General features: G+C 72.1%; 19 protein-coding genes and 1 riboswitch. Of the genes, 10 read left to right on the forward strand and 9 right to left on the reverse strand.

Translation table 11 applies throughout. The features are described from left to right. Positions 1-11 precede the first annotated feature (11 nt). From ACF08N_RS13395 to ACF08N_RS13405, 3 genes are all read left to right on the forward strand, one after another. The gene (locus ACF08N_RS13395) at positions 12-626 is read left to right on the forward strand and encodes a TetR/AcrR family transcriptional regulator (protein ID WP_392324726.1); all 615 of its coding nucleotides are present in this window, start codon (positions 12-14) and stop codon (positions 624-626) included. A gap of 376 nt (positions 627-1,002) precedes the next feature. Next, positions 1,003-1,623, forward strand: coding sequence for a DUF4126 domain-containing protein (locus ACF08N_RS13400; protein WP_392324727.1), 621 nt, complete (start codon positions 1,003-1,005; stop codon positions 1,621-1,623). 30 nt (positions 1,624-1,653) lie between these two features. Further along, complete coding sequence (locus ACF08N_RS13405; RefSeq protein ID WP_392324728.1) at positions 1,654-3,150, forward strand: phytoene desaturase family protein; 1,497 nt, start codon at positions 1,654-1,656, stop codon at positions 3,148-3,150. Positions 3,151-3,188: 38 nt separating this feature from the next. Here the strand turns inward: ACF08N_RS13405 and ACF08N_RS13410 are convergent, their stop codons facing one another. The 6 genes from ACF08N_RS13410 to ACF08N_RS13435 all read right to left on the reverse strand — a co-directional run bounded on the left by ACF08N_RS13410 (position 3,189) and on the right by ACF08N_RS13435 (position 7,970). Further along, positions 3,189-4,046 (reverse strand): hypothetical protein, encoded by an 858-nt coding sequence (locus tag ACF08N_RS13410; protein ID WP_392324729.1) that lies wholly within the window; start codon positions 4,044-4,046, stop codon positions 3,189-3,191. Between the two features lie 52 nt (positions 4,047-4,098). Beyond that, a complete protein-coding gene (gene metF / locus ACF08N_RS13415; RefSeq protein WP_392324730.1) occupies positions 4,099-5,016 on the reverse strand; it encodes a methylenetetrahydrofolate reductase [NAD(P)H] in 918 nt (305 codons plus the stop codon). 146 nt (positions 5,017-5,162) lie between these two features. Further along, positions 5,163-5,813, reverse strand: a complete 651-nt coding sequence (gene thiE / locus ACF08N_RS13420) for a thiamine phosphate synthase (RefSeq protein ID WP_392324731.1) — start codon at positions 5,811-5,813, stop codon at positions 5,163-5,165. 139 nt (positions 5,814-5,952) lie between these two features. Further along, positions 5,953-6,318, reverse strand: coding sequence for an Rv2175c family DNA-binding protein (locus ACF08N_RS13425; RefSeq protein WP_392324732.1), 366 nt, complete (start codon positions 6,316-6,318; stop codon positions 5,953-5,955). 44 nt (positions 6,319-6,362) lie between these two features. Continuing rightward, positions 6,363-7,538, reverse strand: coding sequence for an NAD(P)/FAD-dependent oxidoreductase (locus ACF08N_RS13430; protein WP_392325048.1), 1,176 nt, complete (start codon positions 7,536-7,538; stop codon positions 6,363-6,365). 72 nt (positions 7,539-7,610) lie between these two features. Further along, entirely contained in the window at positions 7,611-7,970 is a 360-nt protein-coding gene (locus ACF08N_RS13435) for a hypothetical protein (protein WP_392324733.1), read from the reverse strand. Between the two features lie 83 nt (positions 7,971-8,053). Beyond that, positions 8,054-8,166, forward strand: a riboswitch (TPP riboswitch). Here ACF08N_RS13435 and thiO point away from each other — a divergent pair. The 6 genes from thiO to ACF08N_RS13465 all read left to right on the forward strand — a co-directional run bounded on the left by thiO (position 8,164) and on the right by ACF08N_RS13465 (position 14,027). After that, entirely contained in the window at positions 8,164-9,342 is a 1,179-nt protein-coding gene (gene thiO, locus ACF08N_RS13440; protein WP_392324734.1) for a glycine oxidase ThiO, read from the forward strand. It overlaps the preceding riboswitch by 3 nt. Further along, positions 9,339-9,539 (forward strand): sulfur carrier protein ThiS, encoded by a 201-nt coding sequence (thiS, locus tag ACF08N_RS13445; protein ID WP_392324735.1) that lies wholly within the window; start codon positions 9,339-9,341, stop codon positions 9,537-9,539. The genes thiO and thiS overlap by 4 nt, the downstream gene beginning before the upstream one ends. A gap of 5 nt (positions 9,540-9,544) precedes the next feature. Further along, positions 9,545-10,339 carry a thiazole synthase gene (locus ACF08N_RS13450; RefSeq protein WP_392324736.1) on the forward strand — a complete coding sequence of 265 codons (795 nt, stop codon included), beginning with the start codon at positions 9,545-9,547 and terminating at the stop codon, positions 10,337-10,339. Positions 10,340-10,567: 228 nt separating this feature from the next. Beyond that, the gene (gene pknB, locus ACF08N_RS13455; protein WP_392324737.1) at positions 10,568-12,508 is read left to right on the forward strand and encodes a Stk1 family PASTA domain-containing Ser/Thr kinase; all 1,941 of its coding nucleotides are present in this window, start codon (positions 10,568-10,570) and stop codon (positions 12,506-12,508) included. A gap of 5 nt (positions 12,509-12,513) precedes the next feature. Then, a complete protein-coding gene (locus ACF08N_RS13460; protein ID WP_392324738.1) occupies positions 12,514-13,362 on the forward strand; it encodes a deoxyribonuclease IV in 849 nt (282 codons plus the stop codon). Between the two features lie 92 nt (positions 13,363-13,454). Further along, positions 13,455-14,027 (forward strand): DUF4396 domain-containing protein, encoded by a 573-nt coding sequence (locus ACF08N_RS13465; RefSeq protein WP_392324739.1) that lies wholly within the window; start codon positions 13,455-13,457, stop codon positions 14,025-14,027. Between the two features lie 41 nt (positions 14,028-14,068). Here the strand turns inward: ACF08N_RS13465 and ACF08N_RS13470 are convergent, their stop codons facing one another. Next, positions 14,069-14,701 (reverse strand): sulfite oxidase-like oxidoreductase, encoded by a 633-nt coding sequence (locus ACF08N_RS13470; RefSeq protein ID WP_392324740.1) that lies wholly within the window; start codon positions 14,699-14,701, stop codon positions 14,069-14,071. Between the two features lie 154 nt (positions 14,702-14,855). On the opposite strand from ACF08N_RS13470, the gene bfr reads away from it, so the two are divergent. Beyond that, positions 14,856-15,335 (forward strand): bacterioferritin, encoded by a 480-nt coding sequence (gene bfr, locus ACF08N_RS13475; protein ID WP_392324741.1) that lies wholly within the window; start codon positions 14,856-14,858, stop codon positions 15,333-15,335. Positions 15,336-15,360: 25 nt separating this feature from the next. Here bfr and ACF08N_RS13480 read toward each other — a convergent pair whose 3' ends face one another. Together ACF08N_RS13480 and ACF08N_RS13485 are read right to left on the reverse strand one after the other, a co-directional pair. Next, positions 15,361-15,618, reverse strand: coding sequence for a bacterioferritin-associated ferredoxin (locus tag ACF08N_RS13480; RefSeq protein WP_392324742.1), 258 nt, complete (start codon positions 15,616-15,618; stop codon positions 15,361-15,363). A gap of 166 nt (positions 15,619-15,784) precedes the next feature. After that, entirely contained in the window at positions 15,785-17,131 is a 1,347-nt protein-coding gene (locus ACF08N_RS13485; RefSeq protein ID WP_392325049.1) for a class II 3-deoxy-7-phosphoheptulonate synthase, read from the reverse strand. Between the last annotated feature and the right edge of the window lie 75 nt (positions 17,132-17,206).

Raw genomic sequence — 17,206 nt, forward strand, 5'->3', positions numbered from 1 at the left:
GAATCGACGTCATGGACAGCACGAGCACCAGACGCCGGGCGACGCGTGCCAAGCTCTACGAGGCCGCGGTGACCCTCATCGCCGAGCAGGGGTTCTCCGCCACCACGGTGGACGAGATCGCCGAGCGCGCCGGGGTCGCCAAGGGCACGGTGTACTACAACTTCAAGAGCAAGACCGAGCTCTTCGAGGAGCTGCTCCGCTTCGGCGTCGGCCTCCTGACGTCCTCGTTGCAGCGGGCGGCGGACGAGACGGCCGAGCGCGGAGGCAGCAAGGTCGAGGCGCTGGACGCGATGATCAGGGCCGGTCTGGTGTTCATCGACCGCTATCCGGCCTTCACGCAGCTGTACGTCGCCGAGCTGTGGCGCACCAACCGGGCCTGGCAGTCCACGCTGCTCGTGGTCCGGCAGGAGGCGGTGGCCGTCGTGGAGAGGGTGCTGCGGGAGGGCGTCGAGGCGGGTGAGCTGAGCGACGAGATCGACGTCCCGCTCACGGCCGCCGCCCTGGTCGGGATGGTGCTGGTGGCGGCACTCGACTGGCAGGCGTTCCAGCGGGAGCGGTCGCTCGACGACGTGCACGGGGCCCTGTCGCTGCTGTTGCACGGGCGGGTGAGCGGGCGGCGCGACTGAACGCGGGGGCCCGGGCCGGATGTTCCGGCCCGGGCCCCCGCGTTCGTCCCCCGTGTCCCCCGTGCCCCCGTTCCCCTCGTCCCCCGTTCCCCTGTTTCCCCCTGCTTCCCCCGTGGTCCGGAGAGCCCGTCCCCCGTCGTTCCCCCGTGGTCGTGGGCTCTCCGGCGTTCTCCCCGTTCCGGCAGGGGTGCCGCGCCGTTCCGAAGCCCCGTGTCGTCGGTGCCGGCGCCGCGCCCCTCCCGTGGTCACCACTCTTCCGTCCGCGCAGGTCGGACCCCATCCGCGCGGGTACTCATCTCGGCACCTAGGTACGGATACTCAGCCCTGTGTGCTCATCCCCACCCCTCGTCGCCGGGGGCTGGTTACGATCGCGTCCGTGTCCGTACTCCCCCTCGTCTTCACCAGCGGCTGGGCCAGCGGGATCAACGCCTACGCGGTGGTCCTGCTGCTGGGCGTCTTCGGCGCGACCGGGCTGAGCGACGAGGTGCCTGCGTCGCTGCAGCGCACCGACGTCCTGGTAGCCGCGGGCGTGCTCTTCCTATGCGAGGCGGTGGCGGACAAGATCCCGTACGTCGACTCGATATGGGACTCCGTGCACACCGTGATCCGGCCGGTCGCGGGCGCGGTCGTGGCCGCGCTGCTCGCCGGTGAGAGCGGTTCGCTGCCGGAGCTCGCGGCGGGCGCGGTCGGCGGCTCGACGGCGTTGGTGAGCCATCTCGTCAAGGCCGGTACGCGGATGGCGGTCAACACGTCGCCCGAGCCGTTCAGCAACGTCGTCGTGAGCCTCGCCGAGGACCTCGGGGTCGCGGGGGTCATCACGTTCGCGGTCTTCCACCCGGTGGCCGCCGCCGCCGTCGCCGGGACGCTGCTCGTGCTCGGCATCGTCACCGTGGCCTTCCTGGCCACGCGGATCCGCCGCTTCCTGCGGCGCAGGGCACAGCGCCGCGAGGAGAAACGCAGGGCGGCCGCGGGCGTTGTCCACAGGCCACCGGAGTGAGTGTCGGCGGCGGTCGATAAAGTCGGCCGCATGGCACGAATTGCGGTGATCGGCGCCGGGATGGGCGCGATGGCGGCTGCCGCCCGGCTGGCCACGGCGGGCCACCGGGTGACGGTGTACGAGCGGTCGGCGACCCACGGCGGTGCGGTGGGCCGCTTCGAGCGCGACGGCTTCGCCTTCGACACCGGCCCCGGTCTGCTCCATCTGCCCGCCGTCTGGCGGGACTTGTTCGTCAAGACGGGCAAGGAGCCGCTGGAGCGGTGCGTCGAGCTGACCCAGGTGGATCCGGCGAGCCGGCACCTCTTCCCCGACGGCACGGACGTGTCCCTGCCGAATGCGTCGCGGTCCGGCATCGTCTCGGCACTCGACACGGCGCTCGGGTCCGGCGCGGGTGAGCGCTGGGGCGAGTTCCTGGGGCGGGCCCGCGCGACCTGGGAGCGCTCGCGGCGCCCGCTGCTGGAGGAGCCGCTGCCCGCCGACCGCTCGCCGCTCGCCCAGGACCCCTACCCGGCGCTGCGCCGCGGCCTCTTCCGGCGTCCGGCCCGCACGCTCGGCGAGATCGGCGAGTGGGAGCTGCGCGATCCCCGCCTCGCGGCGCTGCTGGGCAGCCATGCCGTGGCGTACGGGCTGGATCCGCGGAGCGCGCCCGCGTCGGCCGCCGTCCTGCCGTACATGGAGCAGACCTTCGGCTCGTGGTACGTGAAGGGCGGCCTGCGCGTCCTCGCGGACGCGGTGTACGAGCGGTGCCTGGCCCGGAAGGTGGAGTTCGTCTTCGGGGCGGAGGTGACGGGCGTGCGGGAGAAGGACGGCCGGGCCGCGGGCCTGGAGCTTGCACAGGGCGGCCCGGTCGAGGCGGATGTCGTGGTCTGCGGCGCGCTGCTGCCCTCCCTGTTCGAGGAGTACGTCAAGCAGCCGAGCCGCCGCGACGAGTGGCCGCACTGGCAGCCGAAGGTGCGGACCGGGCGGGTGACCGTGCATCTCGCCCTGCGGGGCGGCCGGGAGGCCGCTGCCGTGCACCGCACGGTGGTGCACGCGCCGGACCCGGCGGCCGAGTGGGAGGCGATCACGGCCGGCCGGGTCGGTCCTCGGCCGACGGTGACGGTGCTGCGGCCCGACGACCCGCTGCTGCGGCCGGACGGCGACCACGAGACGGCCACGCTGGTCTCCACCGTGCCGAACGGCGTGCACGGCGGGCAGACCTGGGCGGACGCGGCCGAGCAGGCCGCGGACCGGATGGTGGAGGCGGCCGAGGCCGCGGTGCCGGACCTGCGCGAGCGGATCCTGTGGCGCGAGGTGCGCAGCCCCGAGGACATCGGCCGCGACACGGGCGCGGACCGGATCCCGGCCCCGGCGCTCGCGGGTGCCTCCGGCGCCTTCCTGCCCGCGGCGAACGCGAGCGGCCTGCCCGGTCTGTACGTCGCCGGGGGCTGGGCGCATCCCGGCGGCGGGCTGGCGCATGCGGGGATGTCGGGCGCCCTGGTGGCCGGGCTGATCGTGGAGGGCGCGGAGTTCCGCGGTTCGCAGTGAGCGCGGGTCCGGCGTGACCGCCGGACCCCGCGGGCGCCTCAGTAGCGGTACTGCTGCTCGCTGTGGCCGGACCCGGCGTCGTAGCCGTACGGCGACGGCGCGTCCTGCGGCATCGGGGGCACCTGCTGGTCACCGTCGCGCTGCTGGGGTACCCAGACACCGCCCGGCGGGGTGTCGCCGTACGGCTGCGCGTACGGGTCGGCGTACTGCTGCTGGGCGCCGTAGGCGTCGTAGCCGCCGTACGAGGCCGCGTACTGCTGGCCGCCGACGTACGGGTCCGAGTAGGCGGGGTACTGCTGCTGGCCCTGCCCGTAGTCGTACGGGCTCTCGTGACCGGCCTGCTGAGGCTGCGGCTGCGCGTAGTCGCCGTAGGTGTCGTACGCGCCGTAGCCGGTCTGCTCCGCGCCGTACGGGGCGTAGTCCTGGTTCTGTTCCTGCTGGCGGGCCGCGTAAGCGCCCTCGGTGTAGATGCCGTACTGGCCCGTTTCGTCGGGCAGCGGCTGGGGCTCGTAGACCGCGGGCGGCTCGGGGGCGGGCGGCTCCTGCCCCGCGTGCGACTCGTAGGAGAGGTCCGTGACCTCCAGGCTCAGCTCGCGTTCCGCGGCCACCGGGGCGGACCTGCGGCGCCTGCTGGCCCCCGGGCTGCCTCCCAGTGCCCAGCCCGTGGAGAAGCCGCGCCGGAAGGAGAGGGTGACGTACGTCTGGCCGACGGCGAAGGCGGCCGCGCCGAGCGCGATCACCACGACGGAGGGCAGCAGCACACCCACGACGACACCGAGGAAGCCCACGAAGGCCAGAACGCGCCAGCGCAGTCGCGCCTTGTACTGCAGCAGCACCTCACCGAGCAGCCACAGCGCGACGATGCCGAACGCGATGTAGAGGACCGTCCAGCCCATGCCCGCCCCTCTCCTGCGGCCGCCCCCCCGGGGTTGTGGCGGGTGTGGCCGGTCACGACTGCTGGTGCAGTCCGAGATTCTCGTGGATCTCGAGCGTCGCCGTGGAGTTGTTGAGCGTGATGAAGTGCAGTCCCGGAACACCCTCGGACAGCAACCGTGCGCAGAACTCCGTTGCGAACTCGATGCCAATGGAGCGTACAGCGGCCGGGTCGTCCTTGACCGAGAGGATCCGGTCCCGAAGTGCGTCGGGGAAGACGGCGGTGCTCAGCTGAGGGAGCCGCTCCAGCTGCTTCACGCTGGTCACGGGCATGACCTCGGGGATGATCGGGGTCTCGCAGCCGGCCGCGGCGAGGCGGTCACGGAGCCGGAAATAGTTCTCGGGCTCGAAGAACATCTGCGTGATGGCGTAGTCGGCGCCCGCGCGGCACTTGTCGACGAAGTGCCGGATGTCGCTGTCCCAGTCGGTGGAGCGCGGGTGCATCTCGGGGAAGGCCGCGACGCCGACGCAGAAGTCGCCGGATTCCTTGATGAGCCGGACCAGCTCGGCGGCGTACATCACGCCGTCGGGGTGCTTGCCCCACTCTCCCATCGGGTCGCCGGGCGGGTCGCCGCGCAGCGCGAGGATGTTGCGGATGCCCGCGTCGGCGAACTGGCCGATCATGTTGCGCAGTTCGGCGACGGAGTGGCCGACGGCGGTGAGGTGGGCGACGGGGGTGAGGGTGGAGTCGGCGGCGATCTTCTGGGTGGCCTTGACGGTGCCGTCCCGGGTGGAGCCGCCGGCGCCGTAGGTGACGGAGACGAAGGCGGGCGCGACCGCCTCGACCCTGCGCAGCGCGTTCCAGAGGTTCCGCTCGCCCTTGTCCGTCTTGGGCGAGAAGAACTCGAAGGAGTACGTCGTCTCGCCTGTAGCGAGCATGTCGCGCACCGTACGCGCGCGATCCGTCCTGGTGGAAGCAGTGCCGAGGGCCATACGGGCAGGTTAGCCAGGCCGGGCGGGTCACCCAACCAGATCAGGGGATTTTGTCGCCTTTTGCCCGTCTCATGTCCACACCTTGGACACTCGTGAGACACCTGGGGCCGTGTCGGCGGCTCTCGGCGCCCGCGCGTCCCGGCCGGTCAGGCGCCGCGCTCCCTGATCCGCTTCGCCAGATCGGCGGCCGCCGCACCCGGATCACCGGCCTCGGTGATCGCCCGTACGACGACGGCCCTGCGGGCCCCCGCGTCCAGCACCTCGTCCAGGTTGGACGCGTCGATGCCGCCGATCGCGAACCAGGGCCGGTCGCTGCCGAGCGCGGCCGCATACCGCACGAGGCCGAGGCCCGGGGCGAAGCGGCCCGGCTTGGTGGGAGTGGGCCAGCAGGGGCCGGTGCAGAAGTAGTCGACGCCGGTCTCGGCGGCGGCCGCGTCCACCTCGGCCTCCGCGTGCGTCGAGCGACCGATGAGCACCCGGTCGCCGATGATCGCCCGCGCCGCGGGGACGGGCAGGTCGCCCTGGCCCAGGTGCAGCACGTCCGAGCCGATGGCGTGGGCCACATCCGCCCGGTCGTTGACCGCGAGGAGCTTGCCGTGGCGCCGGCAGGCGTCGGCGAAGACCTGGAGGTGCTCCAGCTCCTCGCCGGCCTCCATGCCCTTGTCGCGCAGCTGGACGATGTCGACGCCGCCGGCGAGCACGGCGTCCAGGAACTCGGCCAGGTCGCCCTGGCGCTTCCGGGCGTCGGTGCACAGATAGAGGCGGGCGTCGCCGAGCAGTTCGCGAGCCGTGGACATGGTGCTTCCCCCCCGCAGGCTGGATGATGAGCGGCGCGCGGGTGCGGGCAGGGGCCGTACGGCTCCCGCCCGCACCACGCGCCTCCGGTGGTTCGGGACAGAGGACGTCCCGGTCAGGGCCGGGACGTCGGGACGGGCGTCAGACGGCGAGCGCCTGCGCCCGGCGCTTCACCTCCGTGCCGCGATTCTCGCTCAGTGCCTGCGCCGGGGTGCCTGGCAGGGTCGGGTCCGGAGTGAACAGCCACTCCAGCATCTCTTCGTCGGTGAAGCCGTCGTCCCGCAGGAGCGTCAGGGTCCCGGAGAGACCCTTGACCACCTTGTCGCCGTCGATGAAAGCGGCAGGCACCTGCAGTGTCCTGTTCTCACCACGACGGACGGCGATCAGCTGGCCCTCCTTGACCAGCTGCCGCACGCGCGTCACCTCGACATCGAGCATTTCCGCGATGTCCGGCAGGTGAAGCCAGGCGGGGACGAGAGCATCGATTTTTGCGTCAATCTCGGTCACAGGAACAAGCCTGCCATCTGGGACTGACAGTCGGTAGCCGACGCCTACGCGGCCGCCGCCTTCAGGGGGACGGACGGGTCGGCGGCACGGCCCGGGTCCAGCCGTGCGCCGGCCGCCACGAGCCTGCGGCCCTGCGCCAGGTCGCGCGGCCTGTCGACGGCGAGCAGGGCGACCAGCACGCCCTCCCGCAGCCACAGCACCGACCACGCTGCGTCGGTGGCCGGATCGCCGCGCCACAGCAGCGTGTCGCCCGCCGGGTGGTGGCCCGCGTACTGCACGAAGCGGCCGAACTGCTCGGACCAGAAGTACGGCACCGGGTCGTACACCTGCGGCTCCGGTCCGGCCCCGACGATGTTGGCCGCGACCGTGCGCGGCCCCTGCAGCGCGTTGTCCCAGTGGTGGACGAGCAGCCGGGTGCCGTAGCGGGCCGAGGGGTAGGAGGCGCAGTCCCCGACGGCGTAGACATCGGGCGCGGAGGTGCGCAGGTGGCGGTCGGCGACGACGGCGCCGTCCGGGCCGAGCTCGATGCCGCTGCCCGCGAGGGCGGCGGTCGCGGGCCGGGCGCCGATGCCGACGACGACCGCGCCCGCGGCGATCCTGCGCCCCGATCCGGCCAGCACCACCGTGCCCGCCTCGACGGCGGCGACCCGCTCGCCGGTGAGCAGCTCGGCCCCGGCCTCGGCGTACCAGTGGGCCATGGGCGCCGCGACCTCGGCGGGCAGGGACCCGGCCAGCGGGCGGTCTGCGGCCTCGACGACGGTCACCGCGCAGCCGGCCTCGCGCGCGGCGGTGGCGAACTCCGCGCCGATCCAGCCCGCCCCGACGACCACGATGTCGTGCTGCCGCGCGAGCACGGGCCGCAGCCGGTCCGCGTCGTCGAGCGTGCGCAGCAGGTGGACGCCGGGGACGCCCGCGGCTCCCGGCAGGGTGACGGGCTCGGCTCCGATGGCGAGGACGAGGGCGTCGTACGGGACGGGCCCGGCCTCGGTGTCCACCTCGTGCGCCTCGGGGCGTACGCCGGTCACCTCGACGCCGAGCCTCAGGTCGACGTCGAGTGCGTCGAAGTCGATGTCGAAAGCGGAGCCCTCGGCCGTGCCGAGGAGGATCGCCTTGGAGAGCGGCGGCCGGTCGTAGGGCTGGTGCGGTTCGGCGCCGATGAGGGTCACCGGTCCGGTGAAGCCCAGTTCGCGCAGGGCGACCGCGGTCTGCACCCCGGCCATGCCCGCGCCGACCACGACGACCCGTCGCCGGTCCCCGGCCTGCTCCTGCGTGTGCTCGCTCACCGGGCCACCTTAAGCTTCTGACGCACCATCAGGGAGCAGTTGCTCGACGACGCTGGTCCCGCTGCCCTCCTGCGACTCCCACTCCCAGGTCTCCTCCAGTCGCACGCGGCCGTCGGGGAGTTCGACGACGGTGGACCGGCAGTGGCCGCTGGACGTCCCGCCGTCGGTCTTCAGCTGGACATAACGGAAGTCCAGCCGGTCGCCCTCGCGCGTGCCCACCAGGTGACCGCGGACCACGTCACCGCCCTCGTACTCGGCCCAGATCCGCCCCTGCTCCTCGTGGTACAGGAACCGGGTACTGGTACCGACCTGGCCCGGGGCCTGGTCGGCCACCGGCGCGAGCACCAGTCCGTCGAGCGATGCCGCCACGTGCGTCCACCTCCTGCGCACCCGCGCCGGGGGACGGCGGCTCCCTTACTGCGCGCCTGGGCGTGGGGTTAGGGTGGCCACCGTAAGGCACTCGCGGGAGCCCGGACGCACCGGGCTGAGAGGGAGGCTGGGCGGCCTCCGACCGTACGAACCTGATCCGGGTCATGCCGGCGAAGGGAGGGGCTGGACGCCCATGTCTCGTACACCAGACGCACCCGACGTCCTTGTCGTGGGGGGCGGGATCATCGGCCTGGTCACGGCCTGGCGCGCGGCGCAGCGCGGGCTGCGCGTGACCGTCGCCGATCCGGAGCCCGGCGGCGGGGCCGCGCGGGTCGCGGCCGGCATGCTCGCCGCCGTCACCGAACTCCACTACGGCGAGCAGACACTGCTCGGCCTGAACCTCGAATCGGCCCGCCGCTACCCGGCGTTCGCCGCCGAACTGGAGGAGGCGACCGGGCGGTCCGTGGGCTACCGCGCGTGCGGCACCCTCGCCGTCGCCCTCGACTCCGACGACCGCGCGCACCTGCGGGAGCTGCATGCCCTGCAACGCCGTTCGGGCCTGGAGTCGGAGTGGCTGACCGGTCGCGAGTGCCGTCGCCTGGAGCCCATGCTCGCACCGGGGGTCCGCGGCGGTCTGCGCGTCGACGGGGACCACCAGATCGATCCGCGGCGGCTGGCCGCGGCGCTCGTCGTCGCCTGCGAGCGGGCCGGGGTGGACTTCCGCCGCGCCTGGGCGGAGCGGCTGACGGTCGTGCACGACCGCGCCGCGGGCGCCGTCCTGGACGACGGCACCGAGCTCGCCGCCGGCCAGGTGGTGCTGGCCGGCGGCAGCCTGAGCGGCCGGCTCGGCGGGGTGCCGGACGACGTCCTGCCTCCCGTACGCCCCGTGAAGGGCCAGGTCCTGCGGCTGACGGTGCCGGGCCCCTACGCGCCGTTCCTGTCCCGCACGGTGCGTGCGGTGGTGCGCGGCAGCCATGTCTACCTCGTGCCGCGCGAGAACGGCGAGCTGGTGGTCGGCGCGACCACCGAGGAGTTGGGCTGGGACACGACCGTCACCGCGGGCGGCGTCTACGAACTGCTGCGCGACGCGCACGAGCTGGTGCCCGGCATCACCGAACTGCCGCTGACCGAGACGCGCGCCGGACTGCGGCCCGGCTCCCCCGACAACGCACCGATGCTGGGATTCACCGAGCTGCCGGGGCTGTTGCTCGCGACCGGCCACTACCGCAACGGCGTGCTGCTGACGCCAGTGACCGGCGACGTGCTGGCGGAGGCGCTCACCAGCGGCGAACTGCCCGACGCCGCCCGCCCGTTCAGCCCCCGCAGATTCGCCCCCGCGGGCGCACGCGTACGACAGGAGCAGCCCGCATGAACGTCTGCGTCAACGGCGAGGCGCGCGAGCTCGCCGACAGCACCACCCTGGACGCCGTGGTGGCGGCGCTCACGACGGCCCCCTCGGGTGTGGCCGCCGCCGTCAACGAGACCGTCGTGCCGCGCAGCCAGTGGGCGGGCACCCGGCTCGGCGACGGCGACCGCATCGAGATCCTCACCGCCGTGCAGGGAGGCTGAGCACCATGGCCGACGACCGTCTCACCATCGGCGGCACCACGTTCACCTCGCGGCTGATCATGGGTACGGGCGGGGCGCCCAGCCTCGACGTACTGGAACGCTCGCTGATCGCGAGCGGCACGGAACTCACGACGGTCGCGATGCGCCGTCTCGACCCGACGGTGCAGGGGTCCGTCCTGTCCGTCCTGACCAAGCTGGGCATCCGGGTCCTGCCGAACACGGCCGGCTGTTTCACCGCGGGCGAGGCCGTCCTCACGGCGCGGCTCGCGCGGGAGGCACTGGGCACGGACTGGATCAAGCTGGAGGTCGTCGCGGACGAGCGCACGCTCCTTCCGGACGGCGTGGAACTGCTGGAGGCGGCCGAGGCGCTGGTCGACGACGGCTTCACGGTCCTGCCCTACACCAACGACGATCCGGTGCTGGCGCGGAAGCTCGAGGACGTGGGCTGTGCGGCGATCATGCCGCTGGGCTCGCCGATCGGGTCCGGGCTCGGCATCCGCAACCCGCACAACTTCCAGCTGATCGTCGAGCAGGCGGGCGTGCCGGTGATCCTGGACGCGGGCGCGGGTACGGCGTCGGACGCCGCGCTGGCGATGGAGCTGGGGTGCGCGGCGGTGATGCTGGCGTCGGCGGTGACGCGGGCGCAGGAGCCGGTGCTGATGGCGGAGGCGATGCGGCACGCGGTGGAGGCGGGGCGGCTGGCGTACCGGGCGGGCCGCATTCCGCGCCGCCACTTCGCGCAGGCGTCGTCGCCGACGGAGGGCCGGGCGTCCCTGGACCCGGAGCGCCCGGCGTTCTGAGGGAGCGGGGGGTGGGCGCGCGGCGGGTGGGGGGCCGCTGCGCGGGGCCGTTTCCCCACCCCGCCCTCCCCTACGGCCCTGGCGGCCGTGGGAGGTGCCCCCAGCGGGGCTGGATTTCACTGCGCGAAATCCAGCCCGCCACAGGCGCCACGCGCAACCGTCACAGGTCCGCTGCAAGCCCGCCCCCGCCCGGGCAGGACCCACCGCCCGGGCTCGTAGAATCGCCGAGTGGACACGACCCTCAAAGACCCCCTCGTCGGCCAGGTGCTCGACGGCCGCTATCGCGTCGACGCGCGTATCGCCGTCGGCGGCATGGCCACGGTCTACCGGGCCGTCGACACCCGGCTCGACCGGGTCCTCGCCCTCAAGGTGATGCACCCAGAGCTCGCCGCCGACGCGACGTTCGTGGAGCGGTTCATCCGCGAGGCCAAGTCCGTGGCCCGGCTGGCGCACCCCAACGTCGTCGGGGTCTTCGACCAGGGCGCCGAGGGCGCGTACGTCTACCTGGCGATGGAGTACGTCGCCGGGTGCACCCTGCGCGACGTCCTGCGCGAGCGCGGGGCGCTCCGGCCGCGGGCCGCGCTCGACATCCTGGAGCCCGTGCTCGCCGCGCTCGGCGCCGCGCACCGGGCCGGCTTCGTGCACCGGGACATGAAGCCCGAGAACGTGCTGATAGGGGACGACGGCCGGGTCAAGGTCGCCGACTTCGGCCTGGTCCGGGCGGTCGGCTCGGTCACCAACACCTCGGGCACCGTGCTGGGCACCGTGTCGTATCTCGCACCCGAGCAGATCGAGTACGGCACCGCCGACACGCGCGCCGATGTCTACGCGTGCGGTGTCCTGCTGTACGAGATGCTCACCGGCGGCAAGCCGCATTCCGGTGACACCCCCGCACAGGTGCTCTACCAGCACCTGAACGAGGACGTCCCCGCTCCCTCCGCCGTCGTGCCCGGCCTCGCGATCGAGCTCGACGAGCTCGTGGCGAGCGCGACGGCCCGCAATCCCGACATCCGGCCGAACGACGCGGTGGCGCTCCTGGCGCAGGCCCGTGAGGCACGCGCCGCGCTCGGTGACGAGCAGCTGGACGCGATGCCGCCGCAGGCCCGCGGCGAGGGCAGTCCCATGGACTCCGCGCCGGACGACGACCGTACGGACGTGATCCCCCGCGTGCTGCCGCGCGAGGAGCCCGAGGTCCACCACACCGCCCGGCTGACCGTGCCGCCGCCGGCGCCGCCGGCGCCGCCGGAGCGGCGCGGGCGCGGCCCCGCCCGGGGCCCGCTCGCCGGCCGGGGCGTGCTCGCCCTGGTGGTCGCGATCGTCGCGGTCCTCGGCATCGGCACGGGTGTCTGGTACATCAACTCCGGCCAGTTCACCCGTGTCCCGGCCCTGATCGGCAAGACGGAGCAGGACGCGCGCCGGCAGCTCGACCGGGCCGGTCTCGAGGCCGGCAAGGTCCGTCACGACTTCAGCGAGACGGTCCCCCGTGGCTCGGTGATCAACAGTGATCCCGCGTCGGGCGACCGCATCCGTGACAACGGGTCGGTGACGCTGATCGTCTCGCGCGGCCCGAAGATCGTGAAGGTGCCGGAGATCGTCGGCAGGCCGCTCGCCGAGGCGGAGCGCGAGCTGCGCAAGGTGGGCCTGGCGCCGGGCGTGGTGACCAGGCGGTTCGACGAGACCGTCCCCCAGGGCTCGGTGATCAGCACCGATCCGGAGCCGGGCAGCAGCCGCAGCCCGGACAGCGCGGTGTCGCTCGTGGTCAGCAAGGGCGCCCCGATCGACGTCCCCGACGTCACCGGGGACGCCGTGGAGGACGCCACCGCCGAGCTCGAAGCGGCCGGCCTGAAGGTGAAGGTGGCCGGGAAGCGGATCAACTCGCCGCACGAGGCGGGGGCGGTCGCACGCCAGTCCGCCGCCGAGGGCTCGCGACTCGCCGCCGGCGACACGGTCACGCTCACGGTGTCCAAGGGCCCGCGGATGATCGCGGTCCCGGACGTGGTGGGCGACAGCGTCGACGACGCCACCGCGGACCTGGAGGCGGCGGGCTTCGTGGTGGACGTGGAGAAGAGCTTCCCGTTCCTCGGCGAGACGGTCGAGAGCCAGTCGGTGGCGGGCGGCGACGAGGCCCCGGAGGGCAGCACGATCACCATCAAGATCAAGGGACTGTAGTGCGGATGCGCAACCCTGTCGGCGGCCATGTCCCCGTGGCCGGCGGCCTGGCCACGACCGGACTGGCCTACGCGCGGGAGCTGGAGGCGGAGGCCGTGCAGGTCTTCGTCGCCAACCCGCGGGGCTGGGCCACGCCCGTCGGAAACCCCGCGCAGGACGAGAAGTTCCGTGCGGAGTGCGACACGGACGGGCTCTCCGCCTGGGTGCACGCCCCCTATCTGATCAATTTCGGCTCGCACACCGAGGCCACCGTCGAGCAGTCGGTGATCTCGCTGCGTCACTCGCTGCGCCGGGCGCGGCAGATCGGCGCGCCGGGGGTGGTGGTGCACACGGGGTCGGCGACCGGTGGCCGCAGCCGCGAGGTGGCACTGGCGCAGGTACGGGAGCGGATGCTGCCTCTGCTGGACGAGCTGACACACGAGGACGACCCGTATCTGCTCCTGGAGTCCACGGCGGGCCAGGGCTCGTCACTGTGCTACCGGACCTGGGACTTCGGACCGTACTTCGAGGCGCTCGACGCGCATCCCAAGCTCGGGGTCTGTCTGGACACCTGTCACATCTTCGCGGCGGGCCACGATCTGGCAGCGCCGCAGGGGGTGGCACGGACGCTGGACGAGCTGGTGGCGACCGTCGGCGAGGGCCGGCTGAAGCTGATCCACGCCAATGATTCGAAGGATGTGGTGGGGGCACACAAGGACCGTCACGCCAACATTGGCGCGGGACACATCGGTGAGGAGCCGTTCCGCGAGCTCATGGCCCATCCCGCCACCGACGGCGTACCACTGATCATCGAGACACCGGGCGGCAAGGAGGGACACGCGGCGGATGTGGCGCTGCTGAAAAAACTTCGCTGAGGTCTCTTCGTCGAGCCATTGAGGAATACCCCTGGGGGGTATACGGTTGCTGCTGTCGGCAGGAACCGCTACCTGACGTTGGGGGCATCGCCATGCAGCACGAAACGCACGCAGAGCACACGGGCCACGACCACGCCACCCAGGCCCCGCACGGCGGCCACCACGACTACGCCGCCCATGCCGCCCATGCCGGCCACGCGGCCCACGCCCACCACGTGGGCGGCGGCAAGGTCAGCTGGTCCATGGCGGCCAAGGCCACGCTGCACTGCCTCACCGGATGCGCCATCGGCGAGGTCCTCGGCATGATCATCGGCACGGCCCTGGGCTGGGGCAACGCTCCCACCATGGCGCTGGCCATCGTCCTGGCCTTCTTCTTCGGCTACTCGCTCACCCTGTGGGCGGTCGTGCGCGCCGGCGTGGGCCTGAAAGCCGCGATCGGCGTGGCCCTGGCCGCCGACACGCTGTCCATCACCGTCATGGAGATCGTCGACAACGGCGTCCTGCTGCTGGTGCCCGGCGCGATGGACGCCCATCTAGCGGACGGACTGTTCTGGGGCGCGCTCGCCTTCGCCTTCCTGATCGCCTTCCTGGTCACGACTCCCGTGAACAAGTGGATGATCGGCCGGGGCAAGGGCCACGCGGTGGTCCACCAGTACCACCACTGAGCGCCGCCGACCTCCGCGGCGTCCGAGACGGTCCGCAGTCCTCAGAACTCCGGGCCGTCTCCCGGTTCCTCCTGGTAGGAGTAGCGCTGTTCCTTCCAGGGGTCGCCGACGTTGTGATAGCCGCGCTCCTCCCAGAAGCCGCGGCGGTCGGCGGTCATGTACTCCACGCCCCGGACCCATTTGGGTCCCTTCCAGGCGTACAGATGCGGCACGACGAGCCGCAGCGGAAAACCGTGCTCCGCGGTGAGCAGCTCGCCGTCCTTGTGCGTGGCGAAGATCGTGCGCTCCGCGACGAAGTCGGAGAGCCGCAGATTCGCACTGAAGCCGTACTCGGCCCACACCATGACATGGGTGACGGCGGGCGCCGGCGGGGCGAGTTCCACGATCGTGCGAGCGGGCACACCACCCCATTCGGCCGCCAGCATGCTGAACTTCGTCACGCAGTGCAGATCGCCCACGACGGTAGAGAACGGCAGCGCCGAGAACTCCTCGTGGTTCCAGCAGTGCTTGTCGCCGTCCGCGGTGGCGCCGAAGACCCTGAACTCCCAGCGGTCCGGCTTGAACTTGGGGACGGGGCCGTAGTGGGTGACCGGCCAGCCGCGCTGCAGTCGCTGTCCCGGCGGAAGCTCGGACTCCTCTGGTGCGCGGTATTCCCGGCTCTCCGGCTGACCCATGCCTCCCATGGTGACAGACCTCGGGGGGTGGTCATGACCAGGTACGGGCCGATCCGGGCAACTCCTACTAAGGAGGCACTTACTGGACGACCCCTGGCCACGGTGCAAGGATGCGCGAACCTGCCCAGTCTTACGCGCGGAAGGAGCCTCTGCGATGCAGGGCGACCCCGAGGTCATCGAGTTTCTCAACGAGCAGCTGACCGCCGAATTGACCGCGATCAACCAGTACTTCCTGCACGCGAAGATGCAGGAGAACTTCGGCTGGACGAAGCTCGCCAAGTACACCCGGGCCGAGTCCTTCGACGAGATGAAGCACGCCGAGGTGCTCACCGACCGCATCCTCTTCCTGGAGGGCCTGCCGAACTACCAGCGCCTGTTCCACGTACGGATCGGGCAGTCGGTCACCGAGATGTTCCAGGCCGACCGGCAGATCGAGGTCGAGGCGATCGACCGCCTCAGGCGGGGCATCGAGGTCATGCGCACCAAGGGCGACATCACCTCGGCGAACATCTTCGAGTCGATCCTCGCGGACGAGGAGCACCACATCGACTACCTCGACACCCAGATTGATCTGCTCGAGAAGCTCGGCGAGGCGCTCTACATCGCGCAGCTGATCGAGCAGCCGGAGGGCTGAGGGCCGCACGGCCCGCGGCGGAGGTTCAGGCGGCCTCGTCGAGCGCGGGACGGTCCCCGGGGACCGGATCCGCGGCCAGCACGGCGGCGCTGTTGCCGTTCTCCAGCAGCTCGCGGCGGGGGCACGCCCCGCGGCCGAGCAGCCCCTGGATGCGGCGCACGCACGAGCCGCAGTCGGTGCCCGCCTTGGACACGGACGCTATCTGGCGGGGGGTGCAGGCACCGGCCTCCGCGTGTTCCTTGACCTGCTTCTCCGTGATGCCGAAGCACGAGCAGACGTACACGCGGTTCACCTCCCGGGGGATCGAGCGGGATCGATAAGGGGCGCCGTCCCGATTGATCGGTGAGGCTAACCTAACCTTACCCGCCGCCTCCGGGTCGCAAAAGCCCGGGATACGACCGTGGGGCGCGGATCACATCGATCCGCGCCCCACTGTCGTCGAGCCGTCACTACTGGTCGCGGTACATCTCCGCCACCAGGAACGCCAGGTCCAGGGACTGGCTGCGGTTGAGGCGGGGGTCGCACGCCGTCTCGTAGCGCTGGTGCAGGTCGTCGACGAAGATCTCGTCGCCGCCGCCCACGCACTCGGTGACGTCGTCACCGGTGAGCTCGACATGGATGCCGCCCGGGTGGGTGCCCAGCGCCTTGTGGACCTCGAAGAAGCCCTTGACCTCGTCGAGCACGTCGTCGAAACGGCGGGTCTTGTGACCGGAGGCCGCCTCGAAGGTGTTGCCGTGCATCGGGTCGGTCACCCAGGCCACGGTCGCGCCCGACGCGGTCACCTTCTCGACCAGCTCGGGGAGCTTGTCGCGGACCTTGTCGGCACCCATGCGGACGATGAACGTCAGCCGGCCGGGCTCGCGGTCCGGGTCCAGGCGGTCGACGTAGGTCAGCGCCTCGTCGACCGTCGTCGTCGGGCCGAGCTTGATCCCGATCGGGTTGCGGATCCTGGACGCGAACTCGATGTGCGCGCCGTCCAGCTGGCGGGTGCGCTCACCGATCCAGACCATGTGGCCCGACGTGTCGTACAGCTGCCCGGTCCGGGAGTCGACCCTGGTCAGCGCCGACTCGTAGTCCAGCAGCAGCGCCTCGTGCGAGGCGTAGAACTCGACCGTGCGGAACTCCGCGGGGTCGGTGCCGCACGCCTTCATGAAGTTCAGCGCGTTGTCGATCTCGCGGGCGAGCTGCTCGTAGCGCTGCCCGGACGGCGACGACTTCACGAAGTCCTGGTTCCAGGCGTGCACCTGGCGCAGGTCGGCGTAGCCGCCGGTGGTGAAGGCGCGCACCAGGTTCAGCGTCGACGCGGACGCCTGGTACATGCGCTTGAGCCGCTCCGGGTCCGGGATCCGGGCCGCCTCGGTGAAGTCGAAGCCGTTGACGGAGTCGCCCCGGTAGGTGGGGAGGGTGACGCCGTCGCGGGTCTCGGTCGGCTTGGAGCGGGGCTTCGAGTACTGCCCGGCGATCCGGCCGACCTTGACGACCGGCACAGAGGCGGCGTACGTCAGCACGGCACCCATCTGGAGCAGCGTCTTGAGCTTGTTCCGGATGTGGTCGGCGGACACGGCGTCGAAGGCCTCGGCGCAGTCGCCGCCCTGGAGCAGGAACGCCTCGCCCTTGGCGACGGCTCCCATCCGGGCGCGCAGCTGGTCGCACTCGCCCGCGAAGACGAGCGGCGGATACGACTCGAGGTCCGCGATCACATCGCGCAGAGCCTCGGCATCGGGGTACTCGGGCTGCTGCGCCGCGGGCAGGTTTCGCCAGGTGTTGCCACCGGTAGCGGTGGTCTTAGCGTTCACGGTCACAACCACCACATTACGGGGTTCACGTACCTGTCCAGCCCGGTGACCAGTGGCTGAGACGCCTGCCCGAAA

The sequence above is a fragment of the Streptomyces sp. NPDC015127 genome (assembly GCF_043080095.1).
GTDB lineage: Bacteria > Actinomycetota > Actinomycetes > Streptomycetales > Streptomycetaceae > Streptomyces.

What these genes read in the sequence shown, in the direction of transcription:
- ACF08N_RS13460 (WP_392324738.1), top strand. Translation starts at nt 12,514, where the DNA reads ATGCGCAACCCTGTCGGCGGCCATGTCCCCGTGGCCGGCGGCCTGGCC.
- ACF08N_RS13465 (WP_392324739.1), top strand. Translation starts at nt 13,455, where the DNA reads ATGCAGCACGAAACGCACGCAGAGCACACGGGCCACGACCACGCCACC.
- thiS (WP_392324735.1), top strand. Translation starts at nt 9,339, where the DNA reads ATGAACGTCTGCGTCAACGGCGAGGCGCGCGAGCTCGCCGACAGCACC.
- ACF08N_RS13450 (WP_392324736.1), top strand. Translation starts at nt 9,545, where the DNA reads ATGGCCGACGACCGTCTCACCATCGGCGGCACCACGTTCACCTCGCGG.
- bfr (WP_392324741.1), top strand. Translation starts at nt 14,856, where the DNA reads ATGCAGGGCGACCCCGAGGTCATCGAGTTTCTCAACGAGCAGCTGACC.
- thiE (WP_392324731.1), bottom strand. Translation starts at nt 5,813, where the DNA reads ATGTCCACGGCTCGCGAACTGCTCGGCGACGCCCGCCTCTATCTGTGC.
- ACF08N_RS13405 (WP_392324728.1), top strand. Translation starts at nt 1,654, where the DNA reads ATGGCACGAATTGCGGTGATCGGCGCCGGGATGGGCGCGATGGCGGCT.
- ACF08N_RS13430 (WP_392325048.1), bottom strand. Translation starts at nt 7,538, where the DNA reads ATGGCCGGGGTGCAGACCGCGGTCGCCCTGCGCGAACTGGGCTTCACC.
- ACF08N_RS13470 (WP_392324740.1), bottom strand. Translation starts at nt 14,701, where the DNA reads ATGGGTCAGCCGGAGAGCCGGGAATACCGCGCACCAGAGGAGTCCGAG.
- ACF08N_RS13410 (WP_392324729.1), bottom strand. Translation starts at nt 4,046, where the DNA reads ATGGGCTGGACGGTCCTCTACATCGCGTTCGGCATCGTCGCGCTGTGG.
- metF (WP_392324730.1), bottom strand. Translation starts at nt 5,016, where the DNA reads ATGGCCCTCGGCACTGCTTCCACCAGGACGGATCGCGCGCGTACGGTG.
- ACF08N_RS13395 (WP_392324726.1), top strand. Translation starts at nt 12, where the DNA reads ATGGACAGCACGAGCACCAGACGCCGGGCGACGCGTGCCAAGCTCTAC.
- thiO (WP_392324734.1), top strand. Translation starts at nt 8,164, where the DNA reads ATGTCTCGTACACCAGACGCACCCGACGTCCTTGTCGTGGGGGGCGGG.